Origin of the sequence: Runella sp. MFBS21, from assembly GCF_029433105.1 — a bacterium.
Classification (GTDB): domain Bacteria; phylum Bacteroidota; class Bacteroidia; order Cytophagales; family Spirosomataceae; genus Runella.
Window position 1 is genome coordinate 81786 of record NZ_JARNTW010000015.1, and the last position, 21593, is coordinate 103378.

Genomic DNA, 21593 nt, shown 5'->3' on the forward strand with positions numbered 1-21593 from the left:
AACATACAAAAGGCGCCGTGTACACGGCGCCTTTTGTCTTTAAATCCAATGCTTTCGCTTAAAGAAAAACCACATTCCTGCCATCGAAAAGGCCATCAGCAGCAGCGAAAACCAAAAGCCATAAGGATGAGAACTGCTGGGTAGTACGGTATAGTTCATCCCAAAAATCCCCGCAATCAGCGTAGGAGGCATAAAGATGATAGTAAAGACCGTAAAAATTTTGATAATCTGGTTTTGTTCAAGATTAATCAAACCCATAAAGGTATTTTGGAGGTACTCCAATCGCTCAAAATTGAAAGTGCTGTACTCAAGCAAAGAGCTAATGTCTTTCAACACTATCCGTAACCTTTCTTTTCTATCCTCTGGAAAAAACTGACTTCGCAAAATCCCCGATAATACGCGCTGCTTGTCGATGATAGTTTCTCTCAAAAGCATGGTGTTTTCCTGCATCATGTTGATTTTCAACAGGATTTCTTGCTTGGCTTTTTGTTCGCGGTTGAGGTCTTTACTGATATTAGAAATATCCCTCGACAAACCTTCCAGTACATCGGCATCGCTTTCAATACGAGTTTCGAGCAGGAGTAGTAGCATATCTACCCCACTTTGAAAGGTCTCTTGGCTTACCTTCATCTTCCGAACTGTATCCGCAAAGGTTTTAGAATCACCACTGCGATAAGTAAACAAAACGCCCTCTCTAATCAAAATAGATACTGGATAAATCCCGTAGCCCTCCGCATTGATTTTTAGGAAATTTGAGTTGGCATTGATGGTATTGTTTTGCTCAAAATACCGCGAACTACTTTCAATCTCCACAATCTCCTGGGGTGTCTGAAAACTAATGTCACATTTTGTTTCTACCCATTCTTCTTCTTCTTGAGAAGGCGACTGCAAATCTATCCATAAAATAGCCTTCAAATGGCTTATTTCGCGCACATCCGTTTCACGTTTGATTTGCTTTCCTTCACGATAATATATCCTAACCATACCACTTACTACTTCATTTGTGCCAAAGTTAGCCAATTGCTTTTAGGATTTTACGCAGATTTTGTAGATTTTGTACTGCATTTTGTGAAATGCTACCAAAAAAATTGTCAAAACATATATTTTTTTTGATGTAGATGCAACATTCCTTTTTGTTCATTGTCATTACATTGAAATTACAGCCAATTGGAACCTAGACTTTACATAGACAAACACGTCGAACTCGTAGAACGCTGCAAACAGGGAGAACGAAAAGCTCAGTATGAACTATACAAGCTTTATTCAAAATCCATGATGAACGTGTGTATGCGGGTGGTCAACCACAATGGAGAAGCCGAAGACGTACTACAAGAAGCATTTTTGGATGCTTTTAGCAATCTTCATTCGTTTAGAGGACAGTCCACGTTTGGGGCGTGGCTGAAACAGATTGTGGTCAATAAAGCCATCAATCACCTTCGACAACGAAAAATGCAACTCGTAGATATCGAAGGCTATGGCTCTGGAGATAATGATACCGATATCGCCGATGAAGAGTCGCTGGATGAAGAAGGAATCCAAATGGATGTAGAACGTATTCGCCGAGGAATCGAACAGCTGCCCGAAGGATATAGAGTCGTACTTTCTTTATATCTCTTTGAAGGATATGACCACGAAGAAATCGGGGAGATTTTAGGAATTAGCGAAAGTACCTCTCGTACTCAGTACATGCGAGGAAAAAAGAAATTATTAGAAACGATTAAACATTAGTGAGACGTAGAGCGTCTAAAATATAAGATAAGCCTCTTACGTCCCCACAAAATACCAATACAATGAAAGATAAACTGCAACGATTCGTCAGAGACAACCGCGAGGCATTTGATGTGCATGAGCCTTCTGATGACCTTTGGAGTCGGTTGAGTGAAAAATTACCCCAAGTCGAAAGTTCAACACTTAGTGAAGAAAATATCATAACTAACATAACTCCTCAAAAAGGAGGTAGCGATTCACCTTTCTTCACTAAAGCTTGGAAAAATTTGAATTGGCGTATTGCGGCTTCTATAGCCTTGGTCATGGGCCTTGGATGGATAGGATACAAAGTAAACCAAACGCCTTCCATACCGACAGAGGTAGCTTCTTCTACTTCCACAGACTACGCCAAACAAGTCAGTCAATATACCCATTTGATAGATACTAAACGGGCCGAACTGCGGCAAATGACCCAAAGTGACCCCGCCTTATACAAAGAATTTGCAGTGGAATTGGACGAACTTGAGCGCTCATACAAAAACCTGAAAGCCGACCTTCCCAAAAACCCCAATCAAGAAACGGTGATTCAGGCTATGATCCAAAACCTGCAATGGCAGATTGATTTATTAAACCAACAGTTGGATATTATCCAACGCATCAAAAGCAAAAATAACCATGCAACCAATAATAAACTCACATAAGTACAATAACCCTTGGCTGACGGTCATTGTGTTGTTGCTCACCTTTACTGCCTATGCCAAGGAATCAGGCAATATCGAAAAGAAAAAGTCGGTCATCAAGATTTATGACGTATCAGCCAAAGACAATCTAAACATCGACAATCAGTTTGGGCAAGTAAAAATCAACCTTTGGGATAAAAATGAAGTGCGGATTGACATCAGCATTACGGCCAACTCCAATACTGACGAACGCGCCCAACAATACCTCGACGGCGTAGAGATTGAAGATAAAAAAGACGGGAATCAAATTTCGGTTCGGACCATTATCCGAAAAAATGGAAGCTCTAATTGGAGCTGGAAAAGTGGCAATGGCGAGAAAAATTTTGTTCAAATCGACTATCAGGTATCCATGCCCAAAAACATGCCTCTGAATGTCAAAAATAAATTTGGTGCCACCACCATCCCCGTCTTCAAGGCTCCACTTACTGTAAAATCTGAACACGGAAGCTTTAGGGCTGACGAACTCGTAGGCAGTAGAAATGACATTGACGTATCGTTTGGTAAAGCCGAAATTCAGCAATTAATCAACGGAAACCTCGATATCGCTTATTCTACTTTAGAACTTGACAAAGCCAATAGCATCATACTTAATAATAAGTTTGGCAAAATGAAAATTGGGGAAGTTGATAAGCTTGACGGACGCATTAGTTATTCGGGAGGACGCATCGGATTGCTCAAAGGTTCTAGCAAAATTAAATTGGATTTTTCTGGTGGCTTCCGCATAGACCAACTCAACCAATCGGCTGATAATGTGGATATTCAAGCCAACTATTCGTCGGTAATTATGCCCCTCGAAAGCAATGAGTGCGATTTTGATGTCACCGTAAGCTATGGCGGATTTAAGTATCCCACCGACCGCAAAATTACATTTACCCAAAACGACGACGAACGCAAAGATAACGAACACCGTGGCCCTCGTATGACCAAACAATACGTAGGTAAAATCGGCAAAGGTAATGGCACAAAAGTAAAAATCGTGTCGAGATACGGAGAAGTAAGTTTGAGATAGTTTATTAAAACCAAACCCAATGGCGTCGTTCTTTCTTGCAGGTTTGAAGAGTGACGCCATTTTTTAAGTACTTATCCCCACCCAACGCCTTATCCAAATCGCTATCGGAATAGCAATGATGATGCCCAAAGAGTTGGCTACGGCATCATACCAATCAAAAGCCCGCCCAACTCCCATGCTACCTTGGGCTATTTCGATACCAACACCATATAAAACACCACCCAAAATCACCACCCACACCTTAAGACTACTCCAGTACCACAAAGCCGCCAACACGCCAAAAGCGCCAAAATGATGTAATTTATCCCATCCAAGCCCCGTCGGGACTTGGTCTTTGGGCATTAGGCAAAGTATCAATATCAATACAGTCCAAGCAATCGCCAAATAAGGTTTATCAAAAAACCAGCGGAAAAGCTTTTGCATCTTGTTGGTTTATTTTTCTACAAAATCCAGTTCTTTACCAAAAGTTTCGTCGGTTTTGGTAAGAGAAAGAAGAGCGATTCCATAACAAATCACCCCTAATAACGCTGCACCTCCGATGGTACCGAAAGAAGGCTTGAAGCCTTGAAAAGCAAGCGTCATCGGAATCGCCATGCCCCGCACTACACTCGGTACGGAGGTAGTAGCAGTAGCTCGAAGATTGGTTCCGTACAATTCGGCCACCATCATCAAATACAATCCGATATAGCCCGTACACAATCCCGACAAAAAACAGACAATATACAATCCTACCGAAGTAGAAACATTACCATACAAATAAACACCGGCCAAAATAGCTCCACAAAACATCAAATACCCAATAGCTTTGCGCCTCGAACGCAGCCATTGGCTCAAGGGTCCACTAAAAAAATCGCCTGCTGTGAGTCCAAAATAAATAAACATGACACATTTGCCCGGCGAGATTCCCTCCTCAATACCCAATACTTTACCAAACTCATTACCAAACGTTCCCAAAATACCTACCACAAACCAAGTCGGAACGCCTATCATAACGCAACGCAGGTACTTGATAAATCGCGACCAAGTACTAAAAAAGTACAGGAAATTACCTCGACTTATTCCCTGCTCTTTCACTTGCAAAAACAATCCCGACTCAAAGACCTTGATTCTTAAAAACAATAACATCAAGCCCATACCACCTCCCACAAAATAGGCCGTTCGCCAATCAAACCATTCTTGGGTCAAATAAGCAACACCCGCCCCCAAATACCCCACGCCCGCTACTAAGGTAGGGCCAAGGCTTCTGATTTCTTTAGGAACAATTTCTGTTACCAGGGTCATAGCAGCACCAATCTCCCCCGATAAGCCCATCCCTGCTACAAACCGCAGCAAGGCATACATATTGGGGTCTTCTACAAATCCACAGGCGATATTGGCAGTAGAATACATAATGATAGACCCAAACAAAACAGACAAACGCCCTTTTTTGTCTCCCACAATTCCCCACAAAATTCCGCCCACCAATAGACCGGCTTGCTGAGAATTAAAGATAAAAGTGCCAATTTGAGAAACCTCCGCTTCAGAATACCCCAATGACTGCAAACTCGGAACTCGTACGATGCTGAATATCAGCAAATCATATACGTCCACAAAAAAACCAAGCGCTGAGACAATGACTGGCAATCGAAAAAGCGCGCTGTAAGGAGAGTTTTTCATGAATAATCAAATGAGCCCAGTGAGTTAGGATTCAATAAAGTCAAGGTCTTTACCGTGGGTTTCGGGCACGGTAAGCGTCGAATAAAACCCTAGCACAAAGCAAATAAGCCCCACGATAGCACCTGCATAAATCACATCGACAGAAGGTTTGAAATAGCCATAAAGCCCTGTCATAAAGATAACTGTTCCACGCACCATATTGGGAATCGTGGTGGCGGCAGTAGCGCGGAGGTTGGTACCAAATTGCTCAGCGCCAATCGTCACAAACATAGCCCAGTACCCAATGCCGAAGCCCATCGCCAAACAAAGCACATACAGCATAGTAGCTGACTTTACGCCCGCAAAAAGATAAATTAAACTAAATACTCCCGCAAAAGCCATCAAAAGTGCCACGGCTTTTTTACGAGAATGAAAATAATGACTGATAAAACCACTGGCTAAATCGCCTCCTGCCAGACCGACGTAACACCACATGATAGACAATCCCGGTTTGATGGGTTCTTCTATACCCAAAGCTTTGCCAAATTCATTGCTGAAAGTAGCCAATATCCCAATCACAAACCACGTAGGTAAGCCAATTCCAATACATTTTAGATACCTTACAAAACGTTCGCCATTGGTAAAGAAAGATAAGAAATCGCCTCGGGCAATATGCTTCTGTTCGGTTACGCCTTTAAACATCCCCGACTCCACTACGCCAATTCTCAATAATAATAGACCAATGCCAAGCCCTCCACCTACAAAATAAGCCACTCGCCAATCCCCAAAAACTTCGACTGTAAAGTAGGCTACTACCGCTCCAAAAAGCCCAATCCCCGCTACGAGTGATGTACCTATGGCTCGTAGTTCTTTGGGCAAAATCTCCGAAACCAAAGTAATCCCCGCGCCAAGTTCACCTGCCAAACCCACCCCTGCCACAAAACGCAAGTACTTATAAAGCTCTGTAGCAGGCAAAAAGCTTGTATCTTGAATAAATCCACAAAGAATATTAGCAATTGAATAGGTTACAATCGAACCAAACAAAACCGATAAACGGCCTTTTTTATCGCCCAAAACACCCCACAAAATCCCTCCTAAGAGCAGCCCCCCCATCTGCCAATTGAGAATAGAAGCCCCTACTTCCGACACTTGCTGCTCATTGAGCCCCAAATCTTTGAGACTTGGTACCCTCACAATACCAAACAATAGCAAATCATAAATATCGACAAAATAGCCAAGTGCGGCCACAATTACGGGAAGCCCAAAAAGGGAATTTTGGTTAGAAGGTTTAGACATTGGTTAAGGGGGTTTTTGATTTTTTGCAATAATAATAAAAAAAGCATGGCAGGACTAAAAATACCCGCCATGCTCCGTGTAAGTCGGTATGTTTTTTTAAATTTTCGCCAATTGCAAAGGCCCATAATTAGCTCCAATAGGGATGAGTTGTCCATTTACCCTTACTTCGTAGCGGTCAAACCGCTCTATCTTATCTTTGGCTACAATATACGAGCGATGAATCCTCACAAACCGCTCGGGCGCAAGCATGGCCTCTGCTTCGCTCATGGTCATGCGAGAAGCTATTTTTTGTTGTTTTGTTACAAACAATACATAATTCCCGCCTGCCTCCAGATACAAAATATCCTCCAGCATTACCCTGACTTGTTCGTATCCATTTTTAACAAAAATACTCTCAGAAGCCGGCGTGAAAGCGGAGATAGTTAATTCTTTCACCTTAAAAGCTTCATGGGCTTTGGTGCAGGCTTTCAAGAATCGACTTATGGCAAAAGGTTTGAGTAAATAATCGACCGCGTCAAAATCATAACTCTGAACAGCGTGCTCGGCATAAGCCGTTGTAAAAATCACCAAGGGAGGGTTAGGAAGGGCCCTCAAAAATTCCAAACCAGAAATATCGGGCATCTTTATGTCCAAAAACAAGAGATCAACGGGCTCTTTTTGGAGAAAATCTAATGCCTCAAACGCATCTTGAAAGGTAGCTTTCAAATCAAGGAAAGGGACTTTTTCGGCAAAAACCCGCATAATATCCAACGCTTTTGGCTCATCATCAATAGCAATAGCAATCATACATTTTTCTTTCAATAGTATAAAAACAGAGGAACAAAGTACCCTTAAAACGAATAAATTTACTTAAATATAAAAATAAACACGCTCTCAGAAAAGCGTGGTTATCCATACTATCAAGTCATTTCATCATACTTAACTAACACAGAATCTAGTTTTTTTCGCTTTCTTTTTCCTCGAAAATCAATCACCAAATGCACCGAAAACTCTTTTTCGGTCTGATGAATCAAAAGCTGATGGGTATGAGGATAAAGCAACTCTAATCTTTTTTTGACATTGACTAGCCCAATCCCCGATGAATGCTTCTCGGGGTCTTGGTCGTGGCGAGGATGTAGGCTATTATGAACTTTGAAGTGCAAGCTCTCATTATCACAATTTAGCTTTATAAAAATCCAAGATTGATTACGTAAGCTTATGCCATGTTTGAAAGCATTTTCAACAAACGGAATCATCATCATAGGCGCTACTGACTTCAAGCAAAGCGAATCATCCAGATCAATTTTAAGTTCAAATTTATCTGACTCCGAAATTCTAAGTCGCTGCAAATCAATATAGTTTCGCAGGTATTGTACTTCTTGCCTAATGTCGATTTGGTCTTGGTTGTTTTCGTGCATCATAAACCGCATCATATCGGCCAATTGCTGAATTCCTAACGACGTTTTTTCGGCTTTTTCTTCGATAGCCGTCGCATACAGCGTATTCATGGCGTTAAACAAAAAATGAGGATTAATCTGCGCCCGTAGCGCCGAAAGTTCGGCTTGATTGCGGCTCAAGTTTACTTCTAGGGGTTTTATCAACAACTGCCGAACAATCGTCACCACCACAGCCCCTGCCAACGATATAGACCAAAATGCAAACAAATCATCGGCTCTTACTGAATACAAGAAATAATAAATTCGACGATAGCCATTCAAAATATTGAAGAATTGGGAAAAAATAAGCGCGCCAAAACTACTCACCAAGCTAACTACCAAAACAAAAATTTGCTTAGGTCTGAGATCTGTCCGCTTGGTGCGAAAAGGCCATTCTATCAATTGATTATGAAACAAATACGCATGAATAAAAGCCCCTTGAATCCAAAGCAATAGTACTGCCTGTCCGCCGTTATTTCGTAAAAACCCAAAGGCCAACACCACCCAAAAGCCCAAAATCGCCAACCAACTTCCCTCTTCCATGACTTTGGTTTGTGGGCTTTTTTGGTCATTCGATAGTTGTAAAGTCCACTGATACATTTGTGATAAAATGGTATAAACGGATAATATCGCAAAAAAAGCCACGGTCTTCACAACCACGTACAACAATCTATAATTAGATACCACTTTAGCCCCAATAGTATGATAATTACTATCTTGCCGCAATGCCAGTTCTTTGCTAAAATACAAGTAATTCCAAATGCCAGTCATCAAAAAAACACCTAACAGCCCCCAAAAAGCCAATAAATGAAATGGTTTTTGAGGCCAAAAACGAGGAAAAATGACATTGTTTAGCACATACCAACAGCCATAGGTAGTAAGAAAAACGCTGATTAAGGGCCAGCAGCCATTTTGCCACCAATTGTACCGTAAAAAGATACGGTCTTCTTCCAAGCGGTCGATACGCACTAATATTTGAGCATAATGACTGTAGTTGTCGGCAATCAGAATAATCAAAAATAAAAGGGCGAGCGAGGTGATAAACCAAAACTCAATTTGACGAAAGCGGGAGAGTGTAATCATAGTAACAAAAAAAGGCTATCTTTAGGTTAGACAATCCAAAAATACCCGAAAGGCCAGGCGATATGGAAAATCTGTGACGAATCCCTCAAAAAATGGGATGATTTACAACGAAATATTCATCCAAAGCGTCTTATTAAATAAATTCTCTCGTATAGCCACAAAAACGCGTCATGATATGAAAACAATTTTTTACTTTTTGATTTTTGTAGTGACCCTTAGTTGTAAAGAAAAAAACATTCCAGCTCCTATTTTGGAGCCTCTAGTAGGAAAGTGGCGTTTGGTAGCTAATGAGTACCTCGAAAACGGGCAGAAAATATGGCGCAATGCTGGCAAGCAATCCTACATCATTTCCTTTCGCTTTGACGGAGTCATTTTACAAGAAGACGGCCTTCCTGTTTGCTGTGGCCCTATCTCTCTTAGTATCAACGGAGAAAATTACCAAATCAGCCCACAGGAAAACTTACCTGTGAATCCAACCTGTTTTTTAGTAGATTGTGTTGGTTGTGATGTATGGGATATTGCGCTCACCGACGATTCTTTCATTTTGGATGTATGTAAAATCGGAGCAAGAAGCAAATTTGAGCGTGTCCCCTAAAAATCAAGCAAGTGGAATTTGAGTTTCTTTGGCCACTTTCATCACATACCCTCGTGCTTCGTCGTACTCTTCGGGGGTACGTAGGTGTTCAAGCATCAAGGGTACCTGACGCGGGAGCGCAGTTACGTTACGCAAGTACGCCACATAGTCCATTCCACCACGACCGGGCATGGTCTCGGCAAAATGCACATCTTTTCCTACTACGTCTTTGGCATGACATGATACAATCCACTTTCCGAGTTTTTTGAAAGTATCGTTGATAAGGGCCGTATTGTTGTAAAAACGCTCGGGAGAATTGATAATATTGGCAATATCCACGTGGGCAGCAAAAGCAGACCGATCAATGGCTTTGATAAATTGCAAGCACGAATCGGCGTCGTTGGGCAAACTCCATCCCATCATTTCTAAAGAAAACTTAGCCGTTTTGGGCTTGACGGCATCTATTATCTTACGGCAGTTTTCGACCGTAACATCAAAAAATTCTTTACTGAGATTGCGAGCATCAGGACCATCCCAGCTTTTGGGATTGAACGAACCCGCGATATCGATACAAGTCAAAGCGCCAATCTCTTCGGCCAAAGCTAAGCGTTCGGTCACATAATCGAGATTTTTCTTTCTTTTTTGAGCATCGGTATCCAGCATATTCACCCATGCTCCCACTTCGGCTATTATCACATTTTCGGCGGCAAATGCCTTACGCAAGGCCGCTATCCGGTCGGTATCTTTCAATTCGACTTTGGGTACATAGGCCGCACTGTATCCCAATCTCCGATGTTCTTTAGCTAGTTCGACGGGGTCTTCTGTTTTGAGAAAAATAGGGCCACCTAGCCGCAGTGCTTGCCCTTTCCACTTCATAGAAGGCAATAGAGCTGCCCCCATAATCATACCCGAAGATTGTAAAAAATCACGACGTGAAATTGATTTCATAAAGATACATTTGAGACCTATTGTATAAGCGCCCAAACATTGATTTATAACCAATTCCCTGGTATATAAGCACAAAAAAATCCAGCTAAAGCTTTGACTTTTAGCTGGATTAAAGAAAAACGTTTTTTATCAATAAGCTCTTACAATACCTCTACCTTCGTAGAAGTTAACGTAGGCTTTGTTTACTACTCTATTGCCACCAGGAGTGGGATAATTGCCCGTAAAATACCAATCTCCACTGTGATTGGGACAAGCTTCATGGAGGTTTTCGACTGTTTGGAAAATAACAGATAGCTCGGCCTTCAAATCTTTAGGGCGTACTATCTCCGCTACTTTTCGGGATACTTCTTCAGGAGTAAAACGATCAAACAATGCCTTCACAAAATTTTGTTGAGTAGCATTGCCCGTTTCCAACGAAGCTACACATTGAGCATAAACTTCATCGCGAAGATTGTCCAAACCACTCTCTTTGAGAAGCTGTAAGGCCGCTCTAAACGCCACAAAATCTTTGACTTTCGACATATCGATACCATAGCAATCGGGGTAGCGAATTTGGGGAGCCGAAGACACAATCACGATTTTTTTAGGCCCAAGTCGGTCGAGCAAGCGTAAGATACTTTTCTCTAGAGTAGTACCTCTTACGATAGAATCATCTACTACCACAATCGTATCCACTCCTTTTCTGACTACCTCGTATGTCATATCATACACATGCGATACCATTTCTTCCCGAGCGTCGTCGTTGGTAATAAACGTCCGTTGCTTTACATCTTTCGACACTAGTTTTTCGATACGAGGTCTAAAAGAAAGCACCTTTTCCAATTCTTCGGGAGAAAGGTCTCGGTTGAGTATTGCACTTTTACGCTGCTTGGCCAAATAATCTTCCAAGCCTTCGATAAGCCCAAAAAATGCGGTTTCGGCGGTGTTGGGGATATACGAAAAAACAGTGTTTTCAAGATCGTAATCTACTTCCTCCAAAATTTGAGGAATCAACAATTTACCGAGCATTTTGCGCTCATGATAAATATCAGGGTCAGAAGCACGGGAGAAATAAATACGCTCAAAACTACACGAACGTTTTTCGAGTGGTTTGAGGATTTGATGTTGGTCATACTCACCATATTTGTCAATGATAAGGGCATGACCAGGATTAATCTCCTTAATATCAGCATAATTGGCATTAAAAGCCGCTTTGATGGCAGGTTTTTCGGAAGCCACTACAACCACTTCATCATCGGCATAATAATACGCCGGACGAATACCCGAAGGGTCTCTTACCACAAAAGCCTGTCCTGAGCCTGTCATACCACACATCGCAAATCCGCCATCAAAATCGCGGCAAGAGCGGTGAAGTACGCGTACCATATCCATATTGTCTTCAATGACATCCGACAAATCTGGGTTTTCGTAAATTCCTTTGAAACGATCAAAAACACGTTGGTTTTCTTCATCCAAGAAATGCCCGATTTTTTCCATTACCGTGACTGTATCTACACGGTCTTTGGGGTGTTGACCTAATGACACCAACTTGTCGAAAAGTGAATCAACATTGGTCATATTGAAATTTCCGGCCACCACTAGATTGCGACTACGCCAGCTATTTTGGCGCAACATCGGATGGCAGTTTTCGATTTCGTTGGCACCGTGTGTACCGTAGCGCAAGTGCCCCAGCCAAACCTCACCCGTAAAGGCGACGTTTTCTTGTAGCCACTTGGCGTCGTAGCGAAGATCTTTGTCATCGCCTTTGAGTTCTTTGAAGGCTTTTTTGAATTTCTTCTGAACCTTCTTGAAAATCTCTGCCACAGGTTGCTGATCAACCGACCGATACCGACTGATATAGCGGTGTCCGGGCGGGACTTCCAGCTTGATGTTGGCAACACCCGCGCCATCTTGGCCTCGGTTTACTTGCTTTTCCATCAAAGTGTGCAACTTATAAACTGCGTAGAGGGGTGTGCCGTATTTGTCAATATAATATTGAAACGGCTTGCGGAGTCGAATGAGGGCTATACCGCATTCGTGCTTTATGACGTCGCTCATCAGGGAGTATGAAGTGTGTGACGATTTGTTAACACAAAGTTAAGAAATCCGATTCCAAAACTTCATGTTAAATTTTAAGAAAGTTTACAACCAAAACATTAAACACCTGTATTACAACTTATTAAACTATAAAAAGTTTATTAAAAAAATTAAATAAAACCCTATATCCTACTCTGCCTCCACAAAGTGCTTCTGATTTTTGGCAAGGTTGTGAATGCTCCAATCAATGTCCTTTTTGAATGCCTTGGTACGCACATGGCACTCTGCCACCCGGCAATACTTACAGCAAGCTGGTAAGCAAGGATCGGCGTGAATAAAAAGCTCTACATTTCCTTCAGCATCAGCTTCGAGTGCATCTTCAAATTCGTGAACAGCCTCATGTACCTGTTTTAAATCCCAATAATAAGGCAATGTCAAGTGGCAATCGATATGTAAATCAGAACCATATTTCTGAATACGCATATTGTGTACATCTATCCAATACTCCTTTTTGTGATCTTTGATTAGCTCTACTATGTGCTCCATCAATTCGGGGTCTGTTTCGTCCATGAGGGCTGCCGCCGACCGCCTTATAAGCTTAAATCCATTATAAAATATAATCATCGACAATACAAGCGAAGCAGCACTATCTATCCACTGAAGCCCAGTAAGCATCAAAAGTCCTAATCCTACCAAAATCAAGACACTACTCACGCTGTCGGTCATGAGGTGTTTACCATCCGCAATCAGTGCTTCTGAGCGGGTCTGCTTACCTACTTTTTGGAGATAATATCCCACGCCACCATTAAGAATCACGGTCAACAAAATAAGCCAAACACCCCAATCTAAGTGCTGAATAGGCTCGGGATGAATAAAATGTTGGATGGCTTCGACCGCAATCCAAACGCCCGCAATGATAATCAAAGCCCCTTCAAAACCCGAAGAAAAATATTCAATTTTGCCGTGACCATAGGGATGATCGTGGTCTTTGGGTTGAGATGAAAGATAGATACTATAAAAAGCAAAACCACTAGCAATAACGTTGATAATAGATTCTAAAGCATCACTCAATATGGCGTTGGAATGAGTCAGATAATAAGCGCCAAACTTAATCACCATCAAAACAATACTTAAAGTAAGGGAAACGATTATCCAACGAAATTTAGATTTTTGGCTAACTTGCACAGCTTTTCAAGTGGGGTGATGAAGCCCAAAGTTACGAAGTTATTTAGAAGCAATTACTCATTTTTACGATTATGTCATTACCTTTTGACCATACCAATCCTTGGAAAACCCTGACTTCCAATGTAGTATATGACAACAAATGGATTCAAGTCCGACACGAAGAAGTGCTCAATCCTAGTGGTGGGCCCGGGATTTATGGTGTGGTTCATTATAAAAATAAAGCCATTGGCGTAATCCCTATCGACGATGAAGGTTATACTTATTTGGTAGGCCAATATCGATATCCCTTAGAAGAATACTCGTGGGAAATCCCCGAAGGAGGGGGACCCATGAATGAAGACCCGCTCGAAGGTGCCAAACGCGAGTTGTTGGAAGAAACGGGCTTAGTGGCGGCTAAATGGACCAAAATCGCCCGTGTACACCTTTCCAATTCCGTAGGCGATGAAGAAGGTTTTTTGTATATAGCCGAAGACCTCACCCAAGCCCAACAACAGCCCGAAGACACCGAGCAGCTCCATGTAGCTCGTATCCCTCTCCAAGAAGCCATTGAGATGGTGATGCGCTCCGAAATCACCGATTCGTTGAGCGTCATGGGTTTGCTAAAAGTAGCCCGTTTGAGAGGAATTTAATGTTTTAATGATAAACCGATAGCATGTTTTTAGCCGCTTTATATGGTCTCATTACTGGGATTTTGTTATGTCTTACTTTTGGGACTGTTTTTTTTGCATTGATTCAAACTAGCATCGAACGAGGCTACCGTAGCGGCGTCCAAATCGCCTTGGGAGTAGTAGCAAGCGATGCTTTTTTTATATTTACCGCCATTTTTGGAACCTCTTTTTTACCTCAAATCAACCATTTTGATAAATGGGTTAGTGCCATAGGCATTGTTTTTTTGGTAATATTAGGTATCAAAAACTTCTTTAAAATCCCCTCTTTAGAGCCCAAACCTCACAGTGACGACCGTAGTCGTCGCCGCTCTCATCTTAAGTATTTTTTTAAAGGTGTTGCCCTCAACGCCCTCAATCCCGTCAATTTTATGTCGTGGGCAGCCATTGCTACTTATCTCCGTACCAAAGGCCGCTACGACCTGAGCGAAATGATTTTGTTTTTTGGAATGAGTCTCATAGGAGTAGGCGGTACCGAATCTGCGCTTGCTATTTATGCCCATCGCCTCCGCCGAATGATTACGGTCAAAGTGATTCATTATATCAATATCGCTACAGGTTTAGTGTTTATAGCAGTGGCACTCAAGCTACTATGGGACGGGTTTCTGAAATAGATTCTACTGCTTTTTTAGCCAATCAGTAATGAGGTCTAATGCTTCCGTCGAAAAGGTTTCTTCCAAAAGGCCATATTCGGCAACGGTGCATTTTTGACATTTCTGAAAAAGGTGATTGAGCCCGGCCAGCGCTACTATTTTAAAGTTTTTGTTGCCCGCAGCTTCCAACCCTTTCTCAAACCCTGCTAAGTTTTCTTTGGCCGACACTTGCAAATCACTGCCGCCATTGAGTGCCAATACTGGAATTTTGAGCTGGGTCAAAACAGGCTGTGGGTCGTATTTTAAAAAATAACGATACCATTTGGAGTTGAGCGTGTCAAATTGTCGAGTTACTGATTTTTTACCTATTTCGCTCTTAAATCCTATTTGCCCTAGCACTGCGTCGGGTTGTTTTTGGAGCCAATTATCGAAAGCGATTTGCAAGCTATCTTTGAGGTCATTTTCTAAAGAATTACGAAGTATTACATCATACAAGGCCGAATTGAGCGACCGATAATGTTCCCTAAAAGCCTCTCCCACTCCTGTTTTTTTCAACATATCATCGTTTTGTTGGAGCAATAAATCATATCCTTTGACTCCAACCCCCGCCAACGACACCATAAAAGCCACCTGCTTTGAAGCCACGGCTGCCATAGGAGCAATAATTCCGCCTTCACTATGTCCTATCAAGCCTATTTTTCGAGGATTCACTTCTTTACGAGTATTGAGGTAGGCCATAGCAGCAAGTACATCTTGGGCATAATCAGCCGAAGTACCTACTCTGCCTGTGGTCTGCCCTACCCCCCTGTCATCTACCCGCAAGACCGCAAAACCGTTGCGACTTAGATGATCGGCGATTACCCAAAAAGGTTTATGGCCAAAGAGGGTTTCGTCGCGGTCTTGCTGCCCCGACCCACTTATCAAAATCACCGTAGTTGAGGGATGATTGCTAGGAGGGTAAGTAAAAGTTCCGCCAAACGTAATCGACTTGTCAACATTAGTAAATTTCACATCTTCTACCGCATAGGGATAAGGAGGAGCAGGATGCTGAGGACGCCTTAGAAAAGATAAATTGGACACTTTTTGAAGTTTCAAGGGCATTCCATATCCATTTTGTTTCCAGCTTCCGTCAAAATTGCTGTCGCTTATTTTTCCTGTCAATACTGTATTAAAAGCTTTTAAATCAGCAATCAAACTATCATTTCGAAAAATAGGATTCTGAATATCATGCGCAAACACCCCCTGCTCAGGAATATAAAGAAGGGCCTTTCCAGTAGCAGGATTAAGTTCTAACCCCACTTTCAGCGTAGTTAGGGTTCCTTCGTATAGCCCTTGAGAAGAGGCCGACCAACTCACTAAAAATGTTATTAGGAATAAACAATATTTGAATTTAGCGTTCATGAGTACGACATTTGAATGAATCAAGTTTAATTACTTTTCTCTTGGCGGTATACCACATACGAATAAATCAACAAACCAAACGTAGTTACCATTGTAAGACCTACTGTCCAGACAATTTTCCAGACTTCAGGCAGCCATACCACCACCAACGCCCCTACAATACCTATGGCAAAAAATAGACGAGCGCCCATTTGATGGGTTTTGCGCCAAACCGACTCGCTCTCTAAAGTCCAAGGGGTACGTATTCCTACAAAATAATTTGATTTGATATTGTTGAGATAATTGCCGATTCCAGCCAACAGTAAAAACACCCCCACAAACACCAAATTAACGAACAATTCGTCGGTTACTCTTTGGATAGCCGACCGAATCACCAACACATGAACCGCACTCAAAAAAGTTAAAATAAGTAATATAAGCTTAGGATAGTGCTCCGAAAGCTGAGCTTGATCAAGGCGCGGATCGATTTTGGGTACGTATTTCATAAAAAAATACATCCCAATCGAAATCGCACTCAAAATCATTAACGTCCATTTTGACCCAAATCCATCAGGCTCGCCACTAGGGCTAAAATGAGTCGGGACTATATCTGGCAGCTGATTCCAGACAAAAGCCAAATACATCATAGGGGCAGCAATTACACCCCAAGTCCAAAGGGCAATGTTCTTTTTCATGATTGTTTAAGGTTAAAAATCCAAGACATTAATTCATCTAAAACGGTAGTATTGAGGCTATAATAAATAAACTGCCCACGTTTGTCGGCTACCACTAACGCCGCTTGTTTGAGCAAATCCAGATGATGCGAAATACTAGGTTTAGTCATCTCAAAGCGTTCGGCAATCTCGCCAGCAGTGAGGTCTCCCTCACGCAGTATTTCTAGGATTTGGCGGCGGGTTGGGTCGTTTAATGCCCGAAAAAGTGTATTCATCTCATTTAAGTATTTAGACAAATATCTAAATATTGATTTGAAAAATTAAATATTTTTTAGGTAATTGGTCAAAAGGAATGTTGAACGGCCGATTATTAACTATTTTTAACAAACTGCTCGCACTAATCACTTCCTAAGGGCGTTATTGGGGCGAGAGAGTAACTACTCCTTTTGACCATGAAACGAATCTTATATTCATTTGCCATTTCTTGCCTGATGGTCGTTGAGGCTTTTTCCCAAAAAATCACGACTCTTAGTCCTTATGTAGAGCGGCAATCTCAGGCTTATGTAACTATCACCAAAGTAGAACTCACTGATAGTTATACCATTATGCACTTCACCTATAAAAATACGCGCAGTATTTCTAATCGCCGAGGTGGCCGAGATATGGAAGAACTTTACAAAGTTTTTCCTGAGTTTAGGGGTTTGATGGAACGAGGCACTTCTACTGAATGGATTCATATTGACCCACGCAGTCGCCTCTACAAACCTGGGGATGCCACCAAAAAATTTCGGTTTGTAAGAGCTGAAGGGATACCTATTAGTCCCGATACTTTGGTGGTCAAACCAGGTATGGAAGTAAAATTTAGGGTTTATTTTCGACGACTCGACCCCGGTATTGAGGTTTTTGATATGTTTGAAGGGGATGACCGTGGCTCTCAGCAGTTTTGGAATTTTTATGGAATTCATATCCGAAACCCAAAAACGCCCCCTCCTGCCACACCCAAACCCCAACCCGAAACTAAAAAGGAAGAACCACCTGTAGTGGTAGAAAAACCACAAACTAATCCCGCGCCGCCTGTTGTTGAAACTCCCGCCCCAGCTTTAGTGACAGTAAAAGGCAGCATCATAGATGCCAAAACTAAAGCTCCGATTGCCGCTAAAATCAGCTATATAGTTCCAAGTGAAAACAATGGGCTAGACTCAATGCAACTATCGGCAAGTTCAGGGAAATTCAAAATCAGCTTAGATGCTGGCAACAAGTATGCCTATTCTACGTCGGCCAAGGGGTATTTTCCGGCCAATGGAGCCTTTGATTTAACCCAAACCAAAGCAGGCCAAGAAATAAGTAACGATATTTTGCTGACTCCAATTGCGGTAGGCGAAGCGATTACACTCAACAATATTTATTTTGATGTCGCAAAATATGACCTTCTTCCTGCCTCTTCCTCTGAGCTCAACAATTTGTTGGTATTGATGAAGGAAAACCCTAATATGGAAATCAGAGTAGAAGGGCACACTGACAATCTTGGTGATTTTGACAAAAATGTGGAACTTTCCCAAAATCGTGCCAATGCCGTCAAAAAATATTTGGTGGACAAAGGAATCGATTCGAGCCGCGTAGAAGCGCGAGGCTTAGGTCCTACACGACCCGTCACGAAAGGCAATTCAGAAAGTGAACGCCAACGCAATCGACGTGTAGAATTTATCATTATCAAAATGTAGTTTTTGTAATTTCAAAATAGATTTTTCCTAGGCACAAGGCACGATTTTTGTAATTCGAAATTTAAAATGCGCTTAATATCAAAGAATTCACTCCATAATTTTGGAAACTTTAAATAACTTTTCTAAGTTTTCACAAAAAACACTTATCACCCATGCTTGCCGAAGAACTCATCAACCCTACCACCCCGATACTGAGACCATTTGACTCAGTAGGGCAAGCCGTTGACTTAATGGACGAATACGGTACAAGACAGCTCGCTTTAGTAGATGATGAAATCTACAAAGGCTTGCTAAGTGAGGATACTTTGTTAAACCTTCTTGACGATACACAAACACTTTCGGAGCTAAACTTACCTCCTAATCCTATCCATGCCAATCTATTTCAGCACATCTATGAAGTGATAGGAATTGCAAATCGCTATCAGCTCGATACAGTACCCGTTTTGGACGAAGACAATCTATACGCAGGTACTATTCTGGTCAGTGATATGATGGCTAAGTTTGCTACGCTACTCGGCAGTCAAGAGACAGGGGCGATTATAGTTTTGAAAATGGCAAATCGAGACTACTCACTGACCGACATTAGCAGACTTGTTGAATCAAACAATACTAAAATTATAAGCACTTATTTTTCTGGTTCAGAATACGGTGCTCTCGACCAAGCTACCCTAACCCTTAAGCTCAATCACTCCGAAGTTTCGGCAGTAGTAGCTACACTCGAACGTTTTGGGTACACCGTCGAAAACGTATTTGGAAGTACTCCTTTCGATAGTCCAGATCGCCATCGATTGGATTTACTGATGAGATATTTAGAAACCTAACCACTCAAGGCGCTTTTTCTTTTCTGACAAAACGCAATAAGGTCTTTAATTTTATAATTTTAGGACCCAATATCTATTCTAAAGAGTCTTTTGGAGGGAGATTGTGCTCAAACGCATTGTTTGAAAGAGTAATATCATACCTTTGCGTCCAAATCTATCCCCGAAGCGATACAGATGAAAATCGCCATTCATGGACGCAATTTTGCCTTAGAGACGGCACCTTTTGTACAAACCCTGTTTGATACCCTCCATCAAAAGCAGGTCGAAGTTTCGATTTCGTCTTCTTTTTATTCATTTCTACAAAGCGTAGGTATTAACTCCTATTCTGAAAAAACCTACCTCCATCCGCACGGAGCGCCTGACACTGATTTTATCTTTAGTATTGGGGGAGATGGTACTTTGCTTGAATGCGTCATGCAGGCTCGTTCTCGTCAAATTCCTATTCTGGGCTTTAATACAGGGCGGTTGGGTTTTTTGGCTACCGTATCACCCGCTAGTATACAAAAAGCCCTTGCATCTTTTTTTGATCAACAGTTTCAAATCGAAGATCGCACTCTTGTGAGCCTGCATTCAAGCGCAGATTTGTTTGAAGATTACAATTTTGCCCTCAATGACTTTACCATTACCAAAACTGATACGTCGTCGATGATTACCGTTCATGCATATCTAGATGGCGAATTTTTAAACTCCTATTGGTCTGATGGCCTGATTGTATCCACTCCTACAGGTTCTACAGGCTATTCATTAAGCTGCGGAGGGCCGGTGGTATTACCGACCAACAACGTTTTCATTATCACCCCTATTAGCCCTCACAATCTCAACGTGCGTCCCATGATTATCCCAGATGCTAGTAAATTAAGTTTTAGGGTAGAAAGTCGTAGTAACAATTTTTTGGTATCTCTTGATTCTCGCTTCCGAATCGTAGACGAAACTGTGACCTTGATGGTAAAAAGAGAAAATTTCAATGCCCGTCTGGTCAAACTCAACCAAGACAACTTCGTGGAGACATTACGCACAAAACTACATTGGGGTTTGGATGCCCGAAATTAATTCTCGGCGCAATTTTTGTAAGGGTATTCAATAAATGTGTTCATTTATGCGTTGAAAGCAAAAGTCACGCATCAATCAGTAAAGCGAATGAAATTCAAAGTATTTTTAGGTTCTGTGTTGGTCACGCTACTATTGACGTACACTTCCGAAGCCCAACGCCGTCGGCGAAATCTCTTTGAGCAATACTCCACGGTCAATTTTGGACTCGGTACTTCTAGTTACATGGGTGAACTTGCTCCTTACCGCACTCCCGTCAGAACAGTGTTCAAGATGATGCGTTGGAATGTAAATGCTGGCTACACAAGGCATTTTACACCTCATTTGGCGGCTAGGCTAGGTCTTACGTGGGCACGTATTGCGGGAGATGACGAATACTACAATCGAGGAGGAGAGCCACATCCTAGTTTTTATGTACGCAACTTACATTTTCGCAATGATGTCAAAGAGTTGAGTTTGGTGGGTATCTATAAATTCAGAGGAGATGGCCGTAGCCCTAATCGACGTGCTACTTTTACTCCTTATTTGTTTGGCGGTATCGCTGTTTTGGCGCATAACCCCAAAGCCAAAAGCCCCAACGAAGCACCTTTTAATAATGAGTGGGTGGCCCTCCAACCATTAGGTACCGAAGGACAAGGACAGCCTGGCTATGCCAAGCCTTATTCATTGGTCACGTATGCGATTCCTCTAGGAGTGGGGTTCAGCTGGAAGTACAACGAACGTTGGAATATCAGTTTCGAAGGCGGGTTTCGCTTCAGTGGTTCTGATTATCTTGATGATGTGGGCGGTTTATATCCAGATCCTAATGTCCTCAAAAACGATTTGGCTCGCGCCATGTCAAATCGTACCTTAGAGCGTGTATCAGCACGTACCGGCAAAGATCGTACTGAAATGGTGAGGAGAATTACTCAACCCAATGCTGATCCTTCAGTCGATCCTTTTGCCGAACCTTTAGGTGGGTATCAACAAGGTGATTATAGAGGCAGTTCTTCTCGCAAAGATCAATACCTTTTGTCGAGTATCACGGTCAGTTACGTAATTCCAAGTAAAATAAAGTGTCCTCCTATTCGTTGATAATCATTCA

22 protein-coding genes are annotated in these 21593 nt (G+C 42.0%); 10 read left to right on the top strand and 12 right to left on the bottom strand.

The features are described 5' to 3' along the window. Positions 1–39 precede the first annotated feature (39 nt). Positions 40–1020 (bottom strand): magnesium/cobalt transporter CorA, encoded by a 981-nt coding sequence (gene corA / locus P1X15_RS23260; protein WP_277340539.1) that lies wholly within the window; start codon positions 1018–1020, stop codon positions 40–42. Between the two features lie 147 nt (positions 1021–1167). On the opposite strand from corA, the gene P1X15_RS23265 reads away from it, so the two are divergent. The 3 genes from P1X15_RS23265 (at position 1168) to P1X15_RS23275 (ending at position 3456) form a co-directional block, all read left to right on the top strand. Further along, positions 1168–1728, top strand: a complete 561-nt coding sequence (locus P1X15_RS23265; RefSeq protein ID WP_277340540.1) for an RNA polymerase sigma factor — start codon at positions 1168–1170, stop codon at positions 1726–1728. A 62-nt stretch (positions 1729–1790) separates the two neighbouring features. Beyond that, positions 1791–2408, top strand: coding sequence for a hypothetical protein (locus tag P1X15_RS23270; protein WP_277340541.1), 618 nt, complete (start codon positions 1791–1793; stop codon positions 2406–2408). Continuing rightward, entirely contained in the window at positions 2383–3456 is a 1074-nt protein-coding gene (locus P1X15_RS23275) for a hypothetical protein (protein ID WP_277340542.1), read from the top strand. The genes P1X15_RS23270 and P1X15_RS23275 overlap by 26 nt, the downstream gene beginning before the upstream one ends. Before the next feature lie 63 nt (positions 3457–3519). Here P1X15_RS23275 and P1X15_RS23280 read toward each other — a convergent pair whose 3' ends face one another. The 5 genes from P1X15_RS23280 to P1X15_RS23300 form a co-directional block, all read right to left on the bottom strand. Continuing rightward, positions 3520–3879 (bottom strand): VanZ family protein, encoded by a 360-nt coding sequence (locus P1X15_RS23280; protein ID WP_277340543.1) that lies wholly within the window; start codon positions 3877–3879, stop codon positions 3520–3522. Between the two features lie 9 nt (positions 3880–3888). Then, on the bottom strand, positions 3889–5112 hold the full coding sequence (locus P1X15_RS23285) for an MFS transporter (protein WP_277340544.1): 1224 nt from the start codon (positions 5110–5112) through the stop codon (positions 3889–3891). A gap of 24 nt (positions 5113–5136) precedes the next feature. Continuing rightward, a complete protein-coding gene (locus P1X15_RS23290; protein WP_277340545.1) occupies positions 5137–6387 on the bottom strand; it encodes an MFS transporter in 1251 nt (416 codons plus the stop codon). Positions 6388–6483: 96 nt separating this feature from the next. Then, positions 6484–7173 carry a LytTR family DNA-binding domain-containing protein gene (locus P1X15_RS23295; protein ID WP_277340546.1) on the bottom strand — a complete coding sequence of 230 codons (690 nt, stop codon included), beginning with the start codon at positions 7171–7173 and terminating at the stop codon, positions 6484–6486. A 113-nt stretch (positions 7174–7286) separates the two neighbouring features. After that, the gene (locus P1X15_RS23300) at positions 7287–8885 is read right to left on the bottom strand and encodes a sensor histidine kinase (protein WP_277340547.1); all 1599 of its coding nucleotides are present in this window, start codon (positions 8883–8885) and stop codon (positions 7287–7289) included. 175 nt (positions 8886–9060) lie between these two features. On the opposite strand from P1X15_RS23300, the gene P1X15_RS23305 reads away from it, so the two are divergent. Further along, positions 9061–9480 (top strand): hypothetical protein, encoded by a 420-nt coding sequence (locus tag P1X15_RS23305; RefSeq protein ID WP_277340548.1) that lies wholly within the window; start codon positions 9061–9063, stop codon positions 9478–9480. A 3-nt stretch (positions 9481–9483) separates the two neighbouring features. Here P1X15_RS23305 and P1X15_RS23310 read toward each other — a convergent pair whose 3' ends face one another. From P1X15_RS23310 to P1X15_RS23320, 3 genes are all read right to left on the bottom strand, one after another. Further along, positions 9484–10407 carry a sugar phosphate isomerase/epimerase gene (locus tag P1X15_RS23310; protein WP_277340549.1) on the bottom strand — a complete coding sequence of 308 codons (924 nt, stop codon included), beginning with the start codon at positions 10405–10407 and terminating at the stop codon, positions 9484–9486. A 129-nt stretch (positions 10408–10536) separates the two neighbouring features. Further along, the gene (locus P1X15_RS23315; protein WP_277340550.1) at positions 10537–12444 is read right to left on the bottom strand and encodes an amidophosphoribosyltransferase; all 1908 of its coding nucleotides are present in this window, start codon (positions 12442–12444) and stop codon (positions 10537–10539) included. Positions 12445–12612: 168 nt separating this feature from the next. Next, on the bottom strand, positions 12613–13608 hold the full coding sequence (locus P1X15_RS23320) for a cation diffusion facilitator family transporter (protein WP_277340551.1): 996 nt from the start codon (positions 13606–13608) through the stop codon (positions 12613–12615). 71 nt (positions 13609–13679) lie between these two features. Here P1X15_RS23320 and P1X15_RS23325 point away from each other — a divergent pair, with 71 nt between their 5' ends. Next, positions 13680–14237, top strand: coding sequence for an NUDIX hydrolase (locus P1X15_RS23325; RefSeq protein WP_277340552.1), 558 nt, complete (start codon positions 13680–13682; stop codon positions 14235–14237). Between the two features lie 23 nt (positions 14238–14260). Further along, positions 14261–14887 carry a LysE family translocator gene (locus P1X15_RS23330; RefSeq protein ID WP_277340553.1) on the top strand — a complete coding sequence of 209 codons (627 nt, stop codon included), beginning with the start codon at positions 14261–14263 and terminating at the stop codon, positions 14885–14887. Positions 14888–14890: 3 nt separating this feature from the next. On the opposite strand, the gene P1X15_RS23335 is transcribed toward P1X15_RS23330, so the two are convergent. The 3 genes from P1X15_RS23335 to P1X15_RS23345 are packed head-to-tail and all read right to left on the bottom strand — an operon-like array spanning position 14891 to position 17195. After that, positions 14891–16267 carry a S9 family peptidase gene (locus P1X15_RS23335; protein WP_277340554.1) on the bottom strand — a complete coding sequence of 459 codons (1377 nt, stop codon included), beginning with the start codon at positions 16265–16267 and terminating at the stop codon, positions 14891–14893. 26 nt (positions 16268–16293) lie between these two features. Then, entirely contained in the window at positions 16294–16941 is a 648-nt protein-coding gene (locus P1X15_RS23340; protein ID WP_277340555.1) for an SdpI family protein, read from the bottom strand. Then, entirely contained in the window at positions 16938–17195 is a 258-nt protein-coding gene (locus P1X15_RS23345; protein ID WP_028663960.1) for an autorepressor SdpR family transcription factor, read from the bottom strand. Before P1X15_RS23345 ends, P1X15_RS23340 begins: the two co-directional genes overlap by 4 nt. A 177-nt stretch (positions 17196–17372) precedes the next feature. Here P1X15_RS23345 and P1X15_RS23350 point away from each other — a divergent pair, with 177 nt between their 5' ends. The 4 genes from P1X15_RS23350 (at position 17373) to P1X15_RS23365 (ending at position 21583) form a co-directional block, all read left to right on the top strand. Continuing rightward, positions 17373–18641 (top strand): OmpA family protein, encoded by a 1269-nt coding sequence (locus P1X15_RS23350; RefSeq protein ID WP_277340556.1) that lies wholly within the window; start codon positions 17373–17375, stop codon positions 18639–18641. Positions 18642–18793: 152 nt separating this feature from the next. Beyond that, the gene (locus P1X15_RS23355) at positions 18794–19462 is read left to right on the top strand and encodes a CBS domain-containing protein (RefSeq protein WP_277340557.1); all 669 of its coding nucleotides are present in this window, start codon (positions 18794–18796) and stop codon (positions 19460–19462) included. 174 nt (positions 19463–19636) lie between these two features. Continuing rightward, positions 19637–20512, top strand: a complete 876-nt coding sequence (locus P1X15_RS23360) for an NAD kinase (protein ID WP_277340558.1) — start codon at positions 19637–19639, stop codon at positions 20510–20512. Positions 20513–20599: 87 nt separating this feature from the next. Beyond that, positions 20600–21583, top strand: a complete 984-nt coding sequence (locus tag P1X15_RS23365; RefSeq protein WP_277340559.1) for a hypothetical protein — start codon at positions 20600–20602, stop codon at positions 21581–21583. Positions 21584–21593: the final 10 nt, after the last annotated feature.